The sequence below is a fragment of the Desulfosporosinus sp. BICA1-9 genome, from assembly GCF_000802135.1.
This window is the reverse complement of sequence record NZ_JUEE01000015.1, coordinates 11,771-29,842: the sequence shown is the minus strand read 5'-3', so window position 1 is coordinate 29,842 and position 18,072 is coordinate 11,771. Positions and strand designations below refer to the sequence as shown.

Below are 18,072 nucleotides of genomic sequence, written 5' to 3'. Positions count from 1 at the left end.
TGCTCAATAAAGTTAAATCTTGCACCTTTAAATTAGTCCCGTGAGACTAAGAAGGGAATGGCGAACCATGAGTTGACATGGACACCTCTTTCTTGCTTGCGGGCAGGGAAGAGGTTTTTTGTTTAAGAAAGAGGAGGTTATTCTATGTCTACAGAAGTTCAAATTCACGAGAAACTCCCCCTTGCCCAGGCGATCCCTCTCGGCCTACAACATGTCTTTGCTATGTTTGGTGCCACAGTCCTTGTCCCATTTTTAACCGGTCTCAGCCCGTCAGTGGCTCTCCTTTCTTCAGGGATAGGTACCATTATATTCTTATTATTAACAAAAAGTCAGGTTCCTGCCTATCTTGGTTCATCTTTTGCCTACATTGCAGCTTTAACCACCTTTGTTCAGAGTAATAATACTGCAGGAGCCATGGGTGGAGTTTTAGCTGTCGGCTTGGTGTATATTATCCTATATCTTCTTATGGCTGCCTTTGGAACCCGATGGATTCATACTATTGTTCCCCCTATCGTTGCTGGGCCAGTCGTTGCCATCATCGGCTTAAGCCTAACCCCAGTAGCCGTAGACATGGCATCAGCCAATTGGTATATTGCCTCCTTCACTTTAGCTGTTGCAGCTTTTCTTTCCGTATATGCTAAGGGCTTTCTAAAGATTATCCCGATCCTTGTGGCCATTGTGGCTGGCTATATCGTTGCAACGGTCATGGGCCTTGTTGATTTAAAACCCTTCTATGCCTCCTTTAGCCAACTATTCGTTTTCCCCGTCGCAATGGGAAGCGATTTCCAACTGCCCAGCCTAGATAAAATGGCAATTTTAGTGATGGCTCCTCTAGCTTTGGTTACGATCATTGAAGATTTGGGACATATGATCGTTCTAGGAAACATTACTCATTCCGACCCCATAAAAAAACCCGGATTTCATCGAGTCCTCCTCGGTAATGGTTTAGCTACCGCCGTAGCCAGCTTCCTCGGTGGTCCTCCTGTCACCACCTATGGCGAGAACATAGGGGTACTTGCCGTAACAAAAGTATACAGCACCTTCAACATCTGGATTGCCGCAATCCTAGCAATAATCTTCAGTATGATTAACCCTTTACAAGCCGCTATCATGTCCATCCCCATATCCGTCATGGGCGGGGTCACAATCCTCCTCTTCGGTATGATCGGCGCAGCAGGATTACGTACTCTTATTGAAGCTAAAGTTGATTTTTCTGATACTAAAAACCTCATCATCGCTTCCGTCATCTTCGCGCTCGGGATTGGGTTGAAAGAACACGGAGTAGCTTGGGCGACCATCGTTGGGATAACCCTAAACCTCGTACTTCAGGGGCAATCTCAGCACATCAAAACTTCAAGCCCTGGGAAGAAATAGGAAAGCAATTAAGGCAAATAGAATAACAAAATAAAGCAAGAGGCTCTATGTACGCAAGAGCCTCTTGCTTTATTTTTCTCTCACAATTAGGGACGTTCCCACAGAGAGTTCAATGTATTAACTAAGACCTTGTTTCTTCCGCCCCTAACTTACAGGCAAATTAAGCATCCTCACGGCCTTTTCCATGATCTCCTTGTCCTGAACTCGCAGAACAACTTGAGCTTTCTGCTCCTTCGCCTCAACGAACGCATACATATACTCCACGATCACATCCTGTTGGACGAGCAGATTGAGTACCTCAGCTAATCCACCCGTGCGATCTGGGACCATTAGAACCCATACCGGGGTCAAGGAAACAACCACTTTTCGTTCACGTAATTTCTCCGCTGTCACTTCAGGTTCATCCACGATAATCCGTAACACTCCATAATCTTTGGTGTCGGCTAGCGACAGGGCCCTTAAATTTACCTTTAGTTCAGCTAAGAGGCTGATGACCTCAGCTAATCGTCCTTTAGCATTTTCCAGAAAAATTGATAATTGTAACACGTTTACCCCTGGTTTCTAAAAACTGAACAATTCTATACATTTGCCCAGTATCTTCACTTTGCCGACTAAACAAAGTGGTAGCATCACAGGATTCAGCTACTAGGGTTAATACTTTCGTATCAAACATCCGCGAGCCTTTGGAGCACGACATCCATTAAGTACATCAGATGTGCGACTGTTAGTCGCCCTTAAAGGTCACTCCGCACAAGCCTTTCAACTAAGTGTACTTGTGCAGTGGTTTATTTTAAGTTCAATTGTTAAGCAATCCCCAGTAGTTCTTTCCTACGCACTAGCCATAAACCAGGTGTGTTCACTTCCTTTCGTTTCTTAAATAATTTCGTTACTTGTTTACTAATTTCACTCCACTGACCCCATGCGTTCATTTTTTTAAAAGCGACCAGTTTTTTCTCAAGTACTAATTTATCCTGAAGAAGTTTTGGTACAGCTTCTTTTAAACCGTAACTTCGTCTTGCAATAACTAAAGCAGCACCATTGTGAACAGCCAAACCGTACTGGTGACAATACTTATACAAACCAATTTTACTTGTGAATTGAGGCTTTATTTTTATAAATTCAACACCATGGCGTAGGCATCGTCGTTCCAACATTTGAAGTAGCGTTGAATAAACAAACTGATGATTGACTCTCGCCAACTTACTTGCTACATCAAGGTCGTCCTTAAACTTCAAGTTCTCCGCAGCCATCCCGCAATGATGTTTCTCTGCCTTGTCAACTGCCTGAGCTACAAGCTCACCACATAAGTTTGTCCGCCGATTACCGCGACAGAAGGTTAATTCATGCTGCTTTAAATAAGTGTGGCCCTTGTAGTTGCCATTGATACCAACCTCGGTGAGTCCAAATCCATTGGGATTTGTATCGGTACCAATCACACTGAGGTGTCCAGTATAGATAACCTTCGCTTCAAGTTCATCAAACGTAATGTGAGCATAATAGTTACCTTCTCGTTTAAGTAACTCCACTTGGTAGGCTTCACCTCGTTCTAACGAATCCATAAACAATTGCCTATAAGGAATGCCGTTGACATTACCAGTCTTCTTAGACAGTTTTTGAGGTAGGTAAATCGGAATTAGTACTTTGATTGCTCTATTCTTGGGTGTTTTTTCAAACGTAGAGACTTCCAAAAAACCAGCTTCCTCCTTAAAGACTACCCTTAAATTCGGATTACCGCCCTTCGATTTATCACCACGACTGTAAAAACGGTTGTTCCTGCGGTCATTCCATTCCTTCTTTGTGATCAAACCTTTGCACCGCCTAAGAAACATTTCTTTAGTGCCAAACGTAACCGGCGGAAAGGTCTTACTCTCTTTGAGCACCGTCCAATAGCTTAGCTTGCGCTGACGTTTTGCTAATTTTGAAGTTAATGCTTTGACCTTGCGAACAGATAGCTTCGGGTTTTTAAGTTTCTTAACAAGTGCCTCAACCTTTTTCGTATAGTCTTCATGGTAGAGCTTGACGAGTACATGCTGTGACACAATAGTCTGCCTCGCCGATTCCACAGCGTCTTTAGCTTGTCGTATATTCAAATTGTACTTATGCGCCACAACTCTCTCCAGATCACCGATCACCTGACCTTCGAGTTGTCGCTTGAATGAGTAGCGAACTGCCGTACAGAAAACGAGCATCATGTGATCTAATAGCGCCTTTTGCTCACTTGTGAGGTCTATTAGAATCGCTTTCATCGTCGTTTTCATCGGGCTCACCTCTATTCTGGTCCAGTTTCTCTAAGGTTTGTACAATCGTCTGCTTGAGCTTTCTTCCACCCCTGGCACCGTAGAGTCTTGTACTAAAACAGGTGACAATACTCACTAAGTCATTGACCATTTCTTCATTTGGTTGCAACTTCACACCTTGTTCAATCGTTTCAATCTCGACGTTGAAAGATGCTGCGAATTCCTTTAGATAAGAGTAGCCAAACCGAGCCAATCTATCAGCATACTCCACCACAACAACATCAACATCTCTTAAATTTCTTAACAGTTTCGTAAGTTCCCTGCGATGGTCGTTAAGTCCACTAGCGACTTCTTCATATAGGGTAACCACCGTGTAATGCTTATCCTGGCAATACTGGATTAAACGCTCTCGTTGTCGTTGAAGATTGCCACTTTCTTGTTGTTTTTTAGTGGAAACTCGACAATAAATAAAGGCTCTTTTCTGTGTCGATGGCACATCGACGGTGGGATTAACAAGTGCTTCAATTTCTTCAAGTCGGTAGCGCCGATGATTTCCAAAAGTCCTCACCGATTTTAGTTTACCCGATGTATCCCACCGTCGAAGAGTTGCTATTGTAACACCCAACCGTTGAGATGCTTCACTTATATCTATTAAATTGTTTTGCATTCTTAGTCACCTCTACTATATTTTACCACATACAACGACTAATAAATAGTAGAAATGTTTATAATTAAATAGAAATGTCTAGATATTAAACAACAGCTACTACCTCCTTATTACGTTTGTCAATAACCCGAATAGCCTTGCCCTCACTCCGCGGTATGCTCTTAGGTTCAACTAGGCGTATGCGGACCGAGATTCCCAAGATTTCCTCTATTCTTTTTTGTAAACGTTGTTGACGTTCTTCTAATTCACGGACTTCATCAAAGAAGCTCGTTTCATTAACTTCCACTTGGACTTCTAGTTGATCTAAGTTCCCAGCGCGATAAACGACCAACAGATAGTGCGGTTCAAAACCACCCGAAGAAAGAATTGCCTCTTCAACTTGACTAGGAAAGACATTAACTCCCCGAATGATTAACATATCGTCTACTCGAGCTGTAACACGTTCCATTGTCCATCCGATATGTCCGCAAGAACACCTACCATAACGCAACTTGGTCAAATCCTTGGTTCGATAGCGCAAAACCGGAAATCCCTGTTTTTCTAAGCTGGTAATCACTAGTTCTCCTCGTTCGCCGACAGGGAGTGGATTTCCTTCTCCATCTAAGACTTCCGGATAAAAATGCTCGTCAATATGTAATCCATTTTGGGCTGGACATTCTAAAGCAACACCCGGTCCCATGATTTCGCTGAGTCCATAAATATCATAAGCTTTGATGCCCAATCGCGTCTCGATTTGTTCTCTCATTCCTTCTGACCATGGCTCTGCACCGAAGACCCCGATTTTCAACTTTAACTCATCACGGGAAATTCCCGATTCCTCTAGACTCTCCGCTAGATATAAAGCATAAGAAGGGGTGCAGGCCAAAACAGTTGTACCGAAATCCCTCATTAGCATTAGCTGTCGAGCTGTATTACCTCCAGAAATAGGAACTACTATAGCACCAAGTTCCTCGCAACCATAGTGCAGTCCCATCCCCCCAGTAAACAAGCCGTATCCGTAAGCAATTTGAACAACGTCCTTTTTTGTTACACCGACTCGTCTCAGTTCATTGGCCACAATCTTTGCCCATAACGAAATATCCTGGCTAGTATACCCTACAACAGTCGGCTTACCCGTTGTTCCCGAGGAGGCGTGAAGACGCACAATATTTTCCATCGGTTCGGCAAAAAGTCCAAAGGGATAATTCTTGCGCAAATCTTCTTTTGTCGTTAAAGGAAGTCTCTGAAAATCTCTGAGTGACTTAATATCCGCTGCTTGGGTTATTCCTACAGCACCATAGCTTTCTTGATAATGGGGGATAGGCCATACTCGCTTCACCGTTTTTTGAAGACCCGCTAGCCATTGTTTCTCTGTAGACTCTGTTACCTTAGACACTTTATCTGCTATGTCCATTACCCCATCTCCTACTTTTATAAAAATTCGCCTATTAATTATGCTTATTACTATAACACACTACCCTTAGAGCGCAATTATATGATCTAATATACTACAGTTTTGGTTTTCATTCCACTTATTTTCCTCATTGCCTAGGATACTTGGCGGCGATTTTATCTATCCAGGCATACAGCAGGGGGCATTAATTGTAAATAAATAGGTTTACAATCAGTAGATAATATGAGGAGCCCCTCAGCAGTTCAAGTTGAACTGCTGAGGGGCTCCTTCCATAGTTTTAAAATTAAACCTTATAGTCCTGCTAATTTGCGCAGGGTTTCAGCCTTGTCCATTCTTTCCCAGGGCAGGTCGAGGTCTGTTCTTCCGAAATGTCCATAGGCTGCCGTTTGATGATAGATGGGTCGACGGAGATCCAAGGCTTTGATAATACCCGCTGGTCGCAAGTCAAAGGTCTGCATGATCAACTCCACGATCTTATCATTAGGCAATTTACCGGTCCCAAACGTCTCAATAGAGACAGATACCGGGCGGGCCACACCGATAGCGTAAGCAATTTGTAGTTCGCAACGGTCAGCCAATCCAGCAGCTACAACATTTTTAGCCACGTATCGTGCAGCATAAGCAGCCGAACGGTCAACCTTTGTGGGGTCTTTGCCAGAGAAAGCGCCGCCGCCATGGCGTGCCATCCCGCCATAAGTGTCCACAATGATTTTACGTCCCGTCAGTCCGCAATCCCCTTGAGGACCACCAATCACGAAACGCCCCGTTGGGTTGATAAAATACTTCGTGTCTTCATCAAGTAGTTCTTTGGGAACCGTTGGGTACACAACATATTGAAGTAAATCGCGGCGTATTTGATCTTGAGTTACATCCGGATGATGCTGAGTAGATATTACGATGGTATCTACCCTAATCGGTTTGTTGTCCTCGTATTCCACAGTCACCTGGGTTTTCCCATCCGGACGCAAATAGTTTAAAAGATCTGATTTACGCATCTCACTAAGCCGACGTGCTAAACGGTGAGCTAAATCGATGGGAACTGGCATGTAGCTTTCGGTTTCATTCGTTGCATAGCCGAACATCATTCCTTGGTCACCGGCTCCGATCGCTTCAATATCACTATCACTCATATCCCCCGTTTTTGCTTCCAAGGCCCGATCCACGCCCAGAGCGATATCCGCAGATTGTTCTCCGATTGAGGTTAAGACAGCGCAAGTATCGGCGTCAAAGCCATATTTGGCACGGGTATACCCCACTTTCCGGATTGTCTCCCGTACCACATGTGGAATATCCACATAACACGAGGTTGTAATTTCACCAGCGACAAGAACTAATCCTGTCGTAACAGTTGTTTCACAAGCAACTCGGGCATTAGGATCTAAGGCAAAAATCGCATCCAAAATAGCATCTGAAATCTGGTCACAGATCTTATCCGGATGCCCTTCTGTCACAGACTCTGATGTAAATAATTTTCTGACCAATTATTTCACTCCTTTGTTTTTACGCCGAGGAGGTTGGCAATTTCACCAACGAGATTCCGTGCAACCTCCAGTTTGCTCATTTGAGGAAAATCTATTCTTCTTCCATCGGGAAAGAGAAAACTGACAATGTTTGTTGGACTACCAAAGCCGGCTCCCTGCTTGGTAACATCATTGGCTACCAAGAGATTGACGTTCTTTCTGAGCATTTTAGCTTGGGCATTAGCCATCAGATTCTCCGTCTCCGCAGCGAACCCAATCAAAATTTGAGATGTTTTCTTGCGCCCAAGTTCCGCAAGTATATCCGGGTTAGGAACTAACTCTAGCGTACGGTTTGTCCCATCCTTTTTAATCTTTTGCTCAGCAAGAACCGCAGGTCGATAATCCGCTACGGCTGCTGCTTTGATAACAACATCTACCTCAGGGAAACGCTCCAAAACTGCATCGTACATTTCCAGAGCTGTCTGCACTGATACCCTTGTCACTCCCTGCGGAGTTGGCAAATCCGTAGGTGCACTAATGAGAACTGTCTCCGCGCCTACCTCTTGTAAGGCCTGAGCAATGGCATATCCCATTCGTCCAGAACTTCGGTTACCCAGATAACGAACCGGATCAAGCGGTTCTTGAGTTCCTCCAGCCGTCACAAGCACCTTCTTACCCTTCAACCAATCCGACCCAGAGAAAAACTGTGCTAAGGACTCCACGATCTCGATCGCTTCACTCATGCGACCAACCCCTTCGGTGCCACACGCTTGAAAACCAGTGCCAGGGCCAATGATCTTTATCCCGCGCTCTTGGAGACGTGTCAGGTTAGCTTGAGTGGCTGGATGATGATACATGGCCTGGTTCATGGCCGGTGCCACAAAGATGGGTACACGTGTTGCCAATAGAACCGTTGAAAGAAAATCATCGGCTAAGCCAGTTGTCATCTTAGCTAATATATTGGCCGTGGCCGGAGCAACTATGACTGCATCGATATGCTCCGCTAGGGCGATATGCTCCACATTCCAATGCTTCGGTTCGTCAAACATGTCTACGTACACCGGATTTGCCGAAAGGCTCCGCAGTGTAAGGGGAGTAATAAATTCTGTCGCAGATTTTGTCATCGCGACATGGACCTCAGCGTTCAATTTTCTTAAGCGGCTAACGACTTCCGCCGCTTTGTAAGCTGCAATTCCACCGGTGACCCCGACAAGGATTTTCCTCCCAGTAAACATAATATTACACTTCCTCTTCAGGGGTACACTCATAGCTGAATTTAGAGTGTGAAATCTCCTCCAATGAAATACTCACTGGCTTCATACCCTTAGCTAAATCCTCATGCTTAGCTTCTTCCATAATCGTTCGCGCCCGTTTGGCAACCACGATGACTAATGTATACTTGCTATCGACTTTACCCATAAGCACATCAAGTGACGGTTGTTTCATTAATATTCCCCCTTAAAAACAAACGGTTTTCGTTTAACCCGGCATTTTTCTGCCACTAAAATACTCTTAAGTTTATCGACAGCCACAGGAACTTCATCATTGATGACTACATAGTCATACTCACTCACATATTCCAGTTCCTGTATTGCGGTGGCTAAGCGTTTCTGAATGACAGCCTCCGTCTCAGTTCCCCGTTTGTGAATGCGTTCAGCTAGAATATCCAAAGAAGGCGGGACAATAAACGTAAAGACACCTTGAGGAAACCGCTTTTTGACTTGTAATGCACCTTGAATTTCGATCTCTAAAATGACATCCTGTCCTTCTTGAATCGCCTGTTCAACAGCAAATCGTGGCGTTCCATAATAATTATCGCAAAACGATGCCCATTCTAATAATTCATCAACGGCAATCAAGGCTTCAAATTCTGTCTGTGGGCGAAAGAAATAATGAATCCCTTCCACTTCACCAGGGCGAGGCGACCGCGTCGTCATAGAGACAGAATATTTTAAATTGGGTACCTGGCGAAGCAATTCTTGGCAAAGCGTCCCCTTGCCCGCTCCAGAAGGACCTGAAAGTATGATTAATAATCCATGACCTTTTTCCACACTACACCCCTAATCTGCCGGGTCTTCAGCGTGGGTAGTTGACTCTTTCGCAGAAAGACGGTGAGCCACTGTTTCAGGCTGAACGGCAGAAAGAATCACATGATGACTGTCACAGATAATCACGGCACGTGTACGCCGTCCATAAGTAGCATCGATCAGCATACCTGTATCTCGAGCTTCTTGGATAATACGTTTAATCGGGGCGGATTCCGGACTCACGATGGATATAATTCGATTGGCAGAGACAATATTGCCAAACCCTATGTTAATGAGCTTAATGTCCACGTTGAATCCTCCATTACTCTAAGTTTTGGATTTGTTCGCGAATCTTTTCCAATTCAGTTTTGACACTAACCACCTGTTGGCCAATCCTTAAATCATTCGCTTTAGATCCAATAGTATTGATTTCGCGATTCATTTCTTGAACTAAAAAGTCGAGTTTACGACCGACCGGATCTTGACTTCCCAAGGCTTCCCGACCTTGAGCTAGATGACTGTCAAAACGAACCAATTCTTCCGTGATCGAGGCACGATCCGCAAAATATAAAACTTCGTTTGCCAATCGAGCCCCATCCAATTCAACCTCGCCCAAGATTGTCTGAAGTCGTTCCTGTAAACGTTCTTGGTAATCTGTTACGACAAACGGTGCGCGCTCAGCTATTGTTTGCAGATGCTCACTGATGAGATCGAGCCTTTGAAGTAGATCGACTGTCAACTTTCCTCCTTCAGTACGGCGCATTTGCCCGAATCCTTCAGAAGCCTTAAAAAGGGCTTCGGCACATACCCCCCATAAAGCATCCAGATCGATGACAGGCTCCTCAACCGAGAGAACCTCTGGTAAAGAGACTAAACGGTAAATATCTGTTTCATACGCTGTATGTAGAGCTAAAGAGAGATCTTTCAATGTCTTATCATACGACAGTGCCAAATCATTGTCAACCTTCGCCAATCTCTTTCGTCCTTCTGTTTCCACCACATTAAGATATACTTCAATCCTACCGCGTTGGTACTTTTCTTGAAGCATTTTACGGATCCGTTCCTCAAAGCTGCTATAGTTGCGCGGGGTCCTTACTACAATCTCCAAAAAACGATGATTAACAGATTTCAGTTCAATAGATACTTGATAACCACTTCCACTTGCCTCTCCTCGGCCAAATCCAGTCATACTATTTGCCATATGTCACCTGGCGAATCAATCAACCAGGTCATTCACCCCCTATTTAATGAAACACTATCTTTAATATGCCTCTAAACTTCTTTCTTATATATTATACCAGATTAGATATATAACCTATAACCTTATAAATTATGAGAACTCAACGGTGCCTTCCTAAAAAATGATAACTCTGCAGAAATTGAATAGTTTAATGAAAAAGTTTTAGGGGGCTGCAGACGAGCAGCCCCCTAAAACTTTTCCCCTCACGAATGGAGGTTTTCCGATGTCTAATTAAGAATCGTAGATATTGGTAGTAATACTAAAATTCAAATTTTCCTAAAGTTTCCCTAATTCGCGTTAATGCCTCCCTAAGTCGTTCCGTACCAATGGTCAAAGATATACGGAAGTAACCCTCACCATATTCTCCATAACCATTGCCAGGGGTAAGTACCACACCGGCTTTATCTAAAACTAACTCGCAGAAAGACGTTGAGGTAAATCCTTTGGGTACTTTAGGCCAAATATAGATTGTCGCCTTCGGCCTTTCCACATTCCACCCTAAGGCAGTCAACCCTTCAATCACTATATCTTGTCGTTCTTGATAGATCTTACAAAGTTCTTGGATTATTTCCTGACTTCCCAAAAGCCCTTTGATGGAAGCTTTTTGTACTGCCTGAAAAACCCCTGAATCAATGTTCGATTTAATACGGCCTAGCGCCTCGATAACCCTTGCATTTCCTGCAGCCCAACCAATCCTCCAACCCGTCATATTGTAGGTTTTTGACATTGAATGGAATTCAATCCCAACGTCTATGGCCCCTGGAACCTCAAGAAAGCTCAAAGGCTTATAGCCTTTAAACGCAATTTCCGAATAAGGCCCATCATGGCAAATAATAATATCGTATTTTTCAGCAAAGGCAATGGCCTTTAAATAGAAGCTTTCATCTGCAACTGCACCAGTAGGGTTATTGGGGTAATTCAAGAACATGAGTTTAGCCTTCTGCGCAACCTCTTCTGGAATCCCCTCTAAATCAGGCAAAAAGCCGTTTTCTTCCTTAAGCGGCATAGTATAAGGAACTCCTCCTGCCAGTAAGGTCCCTACGCCATAGACAGGATACCCAGGATCCGGAATCAAGGCTACATCACCTGGGTTCAAATAACAAAACGCAATGTGCGCAATCCCCTCTTTAGATCCGATGAGAGTAACCACTTCTTTTTTGGGATCAAGGACAATATTTGAGCGTCGTTTATACCACTCCGCCACCGCTTGACGAAACTCCAACATTCCTGCGTAAGATGGATAACGATGATTCTCCGGATTACGCGCTGCTTTTACAAGCTCATCAATGATATGATCTGGGGTTGGAAGATCGGGATCTCCGATGCCAAGACTAATGACATCCACACCTTTTGCCTTCGCATTCGCAATTTTTTCATCAATCCGAGCAAATAAATAAGGAGGCAATGCTTTAATTCGTTGGGCTTCTTCCATAGTACGATAAATCCTCCTACAAACCATTTTCCATTTCAAAATTCATTATTCCATTGGCTCCAACCATTCACCCTTAAACACATACGTCGCTGGGCCGGTCATATAGATGTGATTGTCTAATCCCCATTCAATCAATAAATCTCCCCCCGGTAGATGAACTGTCACTGTGCGTTCTGTCTTTTGATTGAGCACGGCAGCAACTGCAGAAGCGCAAGCACCTGTCCCGCAGGCTAGTGTCGGTCCGGCTCCCCGTTCCCAAACTTTCATGGTCATATCCTGAGGGGAATTGACCTTTATAAACTCGACATTGGTCTTACGTGGAAACAAAGAATGCTTCTCAATCGCCGGGCCAAGACGCTCAAAATCCAGCGTAGCAAGATCCTCCACAAAGATAACACAGTGCGGATTCCCCATAGATACGGCAGTATATTGGAACGTTTTCCCCAACACTTCAAGGGTCTCTCCCACCACAGGTTCCCCTTGTACTAAAACTGGAATGAGGTCTGCCCGCAAAATGGGCTCTCCCATATCTACTCGCACCCCTTGAACCTGAGCATCTTTGATATTTAGATGAATCGTCAAGACACCAGCGAGGGTTTCTACTTTCATTGGATTATGTCTTACAATCCCTTGATCGTATACATATCTCGCGAAACATCGGATGCCATTACCGCACATTTCAGGTTCAGATCCGTCTGAATTAATGATCCGCATCCGGGCATCTGCAACCTTCGAAGGCAGAATTACGACTAATCCGTCTCCTCCTATTCCAAATTGACGGTGACAGAGCTTCTTGGCCAATTCGGGGTAATCCGCATCTCCGTCCAAAGTAACAGAAAAATGGTCCAGGAAAACAAAATCATTTCCCAGACCATGCATTTTTAAGAATTCCACTGTGCTTCCCCCCTCTTGTTTTTCCATCATACGCATTTTCTCTTTAAAAGAATACTACGCAATATGAAGCGGGTCAACCTATTTGAAGCAAGTATACACGAGGAGGGAAAGAGATATACATTATACGTCCTAAATGGTCAACCAACACTTTATAATCACCCAAGTTTTGAGAGAATTCTTTCCGTAAAAGACGATCAGCCTTTGAGTTTATGTTCAGTTAGTTATTCACTGAGTGGATTAAAACACCCTATCCCTTGGCAATAACCACTTTACCTTGCCAACTGAGCTTAATGAACCGAGCAAGTCCAATCAAAACGGACGGTCCACCCGCTACGCATAGAATTAAAATCCATTGCCAACTAACTAACGGTGCGGTCTTAAAGATGGCTTGTAAAGGCTCAAGATAGATTACGCAGAGCTGCATGATAGTAGAGACCATCACCGCTCCTACAAGATAGAGATTTGAGAAGAGGCCTACTTCAAAAATACTACGTTCCTCTGACCGACAATCAAAAACATGGAACAATTGGGAAAACACTAGCGTTGTAAAGGCCATAGTCCGGGCACCCAGCATATTGACCCCCATGAAAAGTGCCACTACAAATACGAATAGAGTTCCTAGGCCAATAAATGTACCTCTGACTGCAATTTTTCTGGCCAACCCCCGCGCAAAAATACTTTCTCCGGGGACCCTTGGTGGACGGTTCATAATACCTGGTTCAGCACCATCTACCCCTAAGGCCATCGCAGGCAACCCGTCAGTAACTAGATTAACCCATAATATTTGAATAGGTAGTAAAGGAAGTGGTAGCCCCACCAGCGTTGCTAAAAACATCGTCAGAACTTCACCCAAATTGCAGGAAAGTAAATAGCGAATAAACTTCCGTATATTGTCGTAGATCCCTCGGCCCTCTTCCACTGCCGCCACAATTGTCGCAAAATTGTCATCACCTAGAACCATCGATGATGCTTCCTTCGTCACATCCGTCCCCGTTTTACCCATCGCTACCCCAATATCCGCCTCTTTGACTGCCGGAGCATCATTAACCCCATCCCCAGTCATAGCCACCACTTGTCCCCGCTTTTTATAGGCACGTACAATTCTGAGTTTATCTTTCGGGGTCACTCGGGCAAATACGGATATATCCATGATTCGCTCACTTAAATTCCGATCAGACGTCTGCTCCAGTTCTGCTCCGGTTATGACACCCCCGCTCGAACCGCGGATAATTCCTAATTCATGAGCGACGGCTTCAGCGGTTAGGCGATGATCTCCCGTGATCATGACGGGTTTAATCCCAGCTTGTCGACAGACTTTAATTGCTTTTACCGCACTGGCTCGCGGTGGATCAATCATTCCTAACAGCCCGACAAAGGTCAAGCCGTGTTCTACGTTCTCATCGAGGGGCTCGGAATCTGATAATGGTTTTTCAGCAACTGCTAGAACTCTGAGAGCATGCCTTGCCATGTCGTCGTTGGCCCGCATGATGTTTTTCTTGCGTTCCGGGGATAGCTCTACAACGCCATGCCCAGTCAGCTCGTTCTGGCAAAGTCGCAACACCATATCAGGCGCCCCTTTGACATAGGCCTTGCGTCCCTGTTTCGTCTGATAAACAACACTCATTCTCTTGCGATCCGAATCAAAGGGCAACTCGCCAATTCGCTCTTGCTTGCGTTCCAAAACCTCTCGCCAGATCCCAGCCTTCGCCGCAGCCACTAAAATAGCGCCTTCAGTCGGATCTCCCTCGATGCCCCAAGGGGCATCCTTTCCTTTGGAACGGAAGAGGCCAGCAACTTGAACTCCCTTCTTTGTCAAGATTGAATTATTGCAAAGTGCTGCGATCTTTAACCCGACGTTGAGGGGATCCCGTTCTTTTTCTGGATTAGCACCCTGGAACTCACCTTTGGGATCGTACCCTTCACCTGAAACTGTAATCTTTCGTCCATCTGAATAGATTAGGCGTACTGTCATTTCATTCTGGGTCAAGGTCCCCGTTTTATCCGAACAAATCACTGTTGCACACCCCAACGTCTCAACAGCTGGCAGTTTCCGAATGATCGCTTGGCGCTTAACCATTCGTTGAACTCCTACTGCCAAAGCAACGGTAACAATAGCCGGCAGACCTTCTGGGATAGCCGCTACAGCCAGGGAAACTCCTGTAAAAAACATCTTATAAAAGTCCTCACCTCTTAAGACCCCTGTAACCACCACAGCAGTACAGACAAGAAAACTGATCAGGACCAACCATTTACCCAGTTCCGCTAAACGCTTCTGCAAAGGGGTTTCTTCATTTTCTACATTTTGGATCATGTCGGCAATGACGCCCATCTCAGTTTCCATCCCAGTCGCTACGACTACCCCTGCCCCTCGACCGTTCACGATAGAAGTCCCCATGTATCCCATATTTTTTCGATCTGCCATGGGGGTCAATTCCTCCTGAAGTGGAAAAATACTTTTGCCCACAGGATGAGATTCCCCCGTCAAAGCTGATTCTTCCACTTGTATGTTGACTGCCTGAATCCAACGCAAATCCGCCGGAATACGATCTCCGGTTTCCAAAAGCACAATATCTCCAGGCACAACATCTGCTGCTGGAATCCGTTGTTCCATACCTTCCCGTAACACTCGCGCCTCTGGAGCCGTGAGGGAGCGCAGCGATTCCATGGAACGCTCCGCGCGAAACTCCTGCACAAAACCTAGAATGGCGTTAATCATTAAAATTGCCAAGATCGTGATGGCATCCGCGATCTCACCTAATAGTCCTGAGACTACAGTGGCCGCTAGTAAAACTAGCACCATAAAATCCTTAAATTGTCCCAGAAACAAAAACACAGGATGCGTCCCTTTTTTTACCGCTAAAACATTCTTTCCAACCTCCTGTAATCGGTTACGAACTTCTTTAAGATTTAACCCTTTTGCCGGATGTACATCCAACGCCTTGGCCACGTCAAGCCAAGGCAGCACATGCCACGCCTGTTGCCGCATGCCCTTTTTCCTCCTTTTGCTTTCTAAACAGTATTAAGGGGACTTACTATTTGTCCCTTTTGTAGTACATGCTTATTCCCTAAAGTATGGAAAAATGCCTCAGTAAAACAAGTGTGTTATACTAAAAAGTGGATTCTCTATAGAAAGGATGTCATCACATGGCCTTAGACGGTGTTACCCTCGCCTATCTCGTAAATGAACTTGCTCCACAACTCATCGGAGCACGTATCGATAAAATTCATCAACCCGAAAAAGATGAGATTCATCTCCAATTGCGTCAACAGGGATCCAGACGCCTTCTGCTTAGTACCAGTGCCACTTCCCCCCGCTTCCACCTCACTCAAGAAAACAAAAAAAATCCACCTTCTCCCCCCATGTTTTGTATGATTCTCCGCAAACATCTGGAGGGTGGTAAACTCATTGACCTGCACCAAAAAGATCTGGAACGTGTTGTGACCTTTGAAATTCAAAATTACAATGACCGTGGCGATTTAGTTTCGTTGCATCTCCATTTAGAAATTATGGGAAAACACAGTAATCTTATTCTCGTTGACCCAACCACAAATACGATCCTTGACGGACTTAAACGATACTCACATGTCCTAAGCCAATACCGTGAGGTTTTACCCGGTCGCTCTTATCTCTCTCCTCCTTCTCAGGAAAAACAGCCGCCTCTAGCAGAGGAAGAACTCTGGCGAGAGACCCTTTACCAGGAAGATCTAGATCGTTCCATAACCGGTATCCTTCTCGCCCGCTTTGCCGGGATCAGCCCAGAATTGGCCCGTGAAATGGTAATTCAAGCGGGATTGAATCCAGAAATCCTCCTCCACCAGTGCGGTGACATCGATTGTTCACGGCTTTTCCGGGCCTACCGTAAGTTAGGCAATCCTGAGGAGAATCCCGAAATTCAACCCTGCCTTTACTATAATCCCCTACCGGAAACCAAACTCATCGCCTTTAGTTTTACCCCTTTTCAACAATATCAAGAATTAAGAAGGGAAGACGTCCTTTCGATAAATGACGCAGTCCAGATCTTTTATCAGTCAAAATCCAGCAACAACTCGCTTGAATCGAAACGGGGCTCTCTAAGAAAGATTGTCCAAGAAAAACATGCCCATTTCACTAAGAAGCTTAAAATCTATGAGGAGGCTCTACTCAACGCTAATTCAAGCCTCAACTACCAAAAGTGGGGAGAACTGTTGACTGCGAACCTCTACCGCATCCCCCAAGGATCAGTCGAAACCTCTGTGGAAGATTATTTTGATCCCAACCTCACTAGCCTAGTCATTCCGCTCAATCCTCATATCAGTGTCATTGACAACGCCCAGCACTACTACAAACTTTATAACAAAGCAAAAGCCACCTTGCTCAAGACAAAGTCGCTCAAAGAAACCACACTTGATGAAGTTCAATACCTAGCTTCATTGCGAGTCAATTTGGATCAGGCCTCCAGCCTTGCTGAGCTGAATGAAATCCATATCGAACTGGTTGGACAAGGGTATGTGACTGGAAAGCATTTGAAAAGAAGTACCCTGAAACTTAAAAAAGGCCGCCCCCAGGGAAATGCCAAATCTAAAGCAAAATCTCCCAAGGAGGTTCCTCAGCCCCGCGTCTATCGCTCCAGTCAGGGCAAAAGTATCTTTGTCGGTAAAAATAATGCTCAAAACGATTGGCTCTCGTTGCGCAAAGGAAAACCCAATGATCTATGGCTCCATGTCAAGCAAATTCCAGGTTCTCACGTCCTCGTTCCCCTCGAGGATGGAGAAGAATTTCCAGACGACACCACCCTTGAAGAAGCAGCGGCCCTGGCAATCTATTACAGCCAAGCTCGTGGTTCTTCCCAAGTCCCTGTCGACTACACACATGTCAAACAGTTAAAAAAGCCTAACTCAGCTAAACCCGGAATGGTGATCTATGATCTGAACTGGACCTTATACCTGACTCCTAAACCGGAGGTTTTAGAACGGTTACTGGCCAGCGAAGAGATATTAGAATAATTATTTTTACTTCTCCTCTTGCCTTTAGAGCCCTTGGAAGGCATATTTTTGGAAGCCGATAGAGCTTTCCGAGCCCAATCCGATAACAGTTCCTTGTTTTCTAAAATTTCAACAGGAACTTCATAACATGGCATTACCATGGGTTTGTCAGCAAATGGTTGGAAGGGCTCCATTCCGATCTGTTCATAGTCTGACCTATTCGAGTCGTCCACCTTAAAATACAGGACGTCATCTGCAAGTAACCCAAAAATGATACCTTCATAGTAAATACCTGCACCGCCAAACATCTTTTTAACGGTAACCCAACCCAACTGTTCAAGTTGGTCGACGACGTAATCTTTGAAACCTTCATTTACTGCCATCAT

The 18,072-nt window shown here is 44.8% G+C and carries 16 protein-coding genes; 2 read left to right on the top strand and 14 right to left on the bottom strand.

All coding sequences use genetic code 11. The annotated features are described in order from the left end of the window. The first annotated feature begins 144 nt into the window (after window positions 1–144). Window positions 145–1,374: a solute carrier family 23 protein gene (locus tag JL57_RS01420; RefSeq protein WP_034140271.1), complete on the top strand. Its 1,230-nt coding sequence runs from the start codon at window positions 145–147 to the stop codon at window positions 1,372–1,374. A 144-nt stretch (window positions 1,375–1,518) separates the two neighbouring features. Here JL57_RS01420 and JL57_RS01415 read toward each other — a convergent pair whose 3' ends face one another. From JL57_RS01415 to JL57_RS01355, 13 genes are all read right to left on the bottom strand, one after another. Continuing rightward, on the bottom strand, window positions 1,519–1,920 hold the full coding sequence (locus tag JL57_RS01415; protein ID WP_034140270.1) for an ACT domain-containing protein: 402 nt from the start codon (window positions 1,918–1,920) through the stop codon (window positions 1,519–1,521). 257 nt (window positions 1,921–2,177) lie between these two features. Next, window positions 2,178–3,632 (bottom strand): IS200/IS605 family element transposase accessory protein TnpB, encoded by a 1,455-nt coding sequence (locus JL57_RS01410; RefSeq protein ID WP_034140269.1) that lies wholly within the window; start codon window positions 3,630–3,632, stop codon window positions 2,178–2,180. Next, window positions 3,589–4,278, bottom strand: a complete 690-nt coding sequence (locus tag JL57_RS01405) for an IS607 family transposase (RefSeq protein WP_034140268.1) — start codon at window positions 4,276–4,278, stop codon at window positions 3,589–3,591. The genes JL57_RS01410 and JL57_RS01405 overlap by 44 nt, the downstream gene beginning before the upstream one ends. An 85-nt stretch (window positions 4,279–4,363) precedes the next feature. Continuing rightward, entirely contained in the window at window positions 4,364–5,671 is a 1,308-nt protein-coding gene (locus tag JL57_RS01400; RefSeq protein ID WP_045691233.1) for a phenylacetate--CoA ligase family protein, read from the bottom strand. Window positions 5,672–5,961: 290 nt separating this feature from the next. Beyond that, entirely contained in the window at window positions 5,962–7,152 is a 1,191-nt protein-coding gene (metK, locus tag JL57_RS01395) for a methionine adenosyltransferase (protein WP_034140267.1), read from the bottom strand. 5 nt (window positions 7,153–7,157) lie between these two features. Beyond that, window positions 7,158–8,366: a bifunctional phosphopantothenoylcysteine decarboxylase/phosphopantothenate--cysteine ligase CoaBC gene (coaBC, locus tag JL57_RS01390; RefSeq protein WP_034140266.1), complete on the bottom strand. Its 1,209-nt coding sequence runs from the start codon at window positions 8,364–8,366 to the stop codon at window positions 7,158–7,160. A gap of 4 nt (window positions 8,367–8,370) precedes the next feature. After that, the gene (gene rpoZ / locus JL57_RS01385) at window positions 8,371–8,577 is read right to left on the bottom strand and encodes a DNA-directed RNA polymerase subunit omega (RefSeq protein WP_034140265.1); all 207 of its coding nucleotides are present in this window, start codon (window positions 8,575–8,577) and stop codon (window positions 8,371–8,373) included. Continuing rightward, complete coding sequence (gene gmk / locus JL57_RS01380; RefSeq protein WP_034140264.1) at window positions 8,577–9,182, bottom strand: guanylate kinase; 606 nt, start codon at window positions 9,180–9,182, stop codon at window positions 8,577–8,579. The genes rpoZ and gmk overlap by 1 nt, the downstream gene beginning before the upstream one ends. Window positions 9,183–9,191: 9 nt before the next feature. Beyond that, window positions 9,192–9,467 carry an extracellular matrix/biofilm regulator RemA gene (remA, locus tag JL57_RS01375; RefSeq protein WP_034140263.1) on the bottom strand — a complete coding sequence of 92 codons (276 nt, stop codon included), beginning with the start codon at window positions 9,465–9,467 and terminating at the stop codon, window positions 9,192–9,194. A gap of 13 nt (window positions 9,468–9,480) precedes the next feature. Continuing rightward, window positions 9,481–10,359 (bottom strand): YicC/YloC family endoribonuclease, encoded by an 879-nt coding sequence (locus tag JL57_RS01370; protein ID WP_034140262.1) that lies wholly within the window; start codon window positions 10,357–10,359, stop codon window positions 9,481–9,483. Between the two features lie 298 nt (window positions 10,360–10,657). Then, window positions 10,658–11,830, bottom strand: a complete 1,173-nt coding sequence (locus JL57_RS01365; RefSeq protein ID WP_034140261.1) for an LL-diaminopimelate aminotransferase — start codon at window positions 11,828–11,830, stop codon at window positions 10,658–10,660. Between the two features lie 45 nt (window positions 11,831–11,875). Continuing rightward, a complete protein-coding gene (dapF, locus tag JL57_RS01360; protein WP_291299569.1) occupies window positions 11,876–12,724 on the bottom strand; it encodes a diaminopimelate epimerase in 849 nt (282 codons plus the stop codon). 247 nt (window positions 12,725–12,971) lie between these two features. Continuing rightward, window positions 12,972–15,710, bottom strand: a complete 2,739-nt coding sequence (locus tag JL57_RS01355) for a calcium-transporting P-type ATPase, PMR1-type (RefSeq protein ID WP_034140260.1) — start codon at window positions 15,708–15,710, stop codon at window positions 12,972–12,974. Between the two features lie 158 nt (window positions 15,711–15,868). Between JL57_RS01355 and JL57_RS01350 the strand changes: the two genes are divergently transcribed. Continuing rightward, a complete protein-coding gene (locus tag JL57_RS01350; RefSeq protein ID WP_034140259.1) occupies window positions 15,869–17,707 on the top strand; it encodes an NFACT family protein in 1,839 nt (612 codons plus the stop codon). Here the strand turns inward: JL57_RS01350 and JL57_RS01345 are convergent. Continuing rightward, window positions 17,623–18,072: a TfoX/Sxy family protein gene (locus JL57_RS01345; protein ID WP_034140258.1), complete on the bottom strand. Its 450-nt coding sequence runs from the start codon at window positions 18,070–18,072 to the stop codon at window positions 17,623–17,625. The two genes, JL57_RS01350 and JL57_RS01345, sit on opposite strands and share 85 nt — an antisense overlap.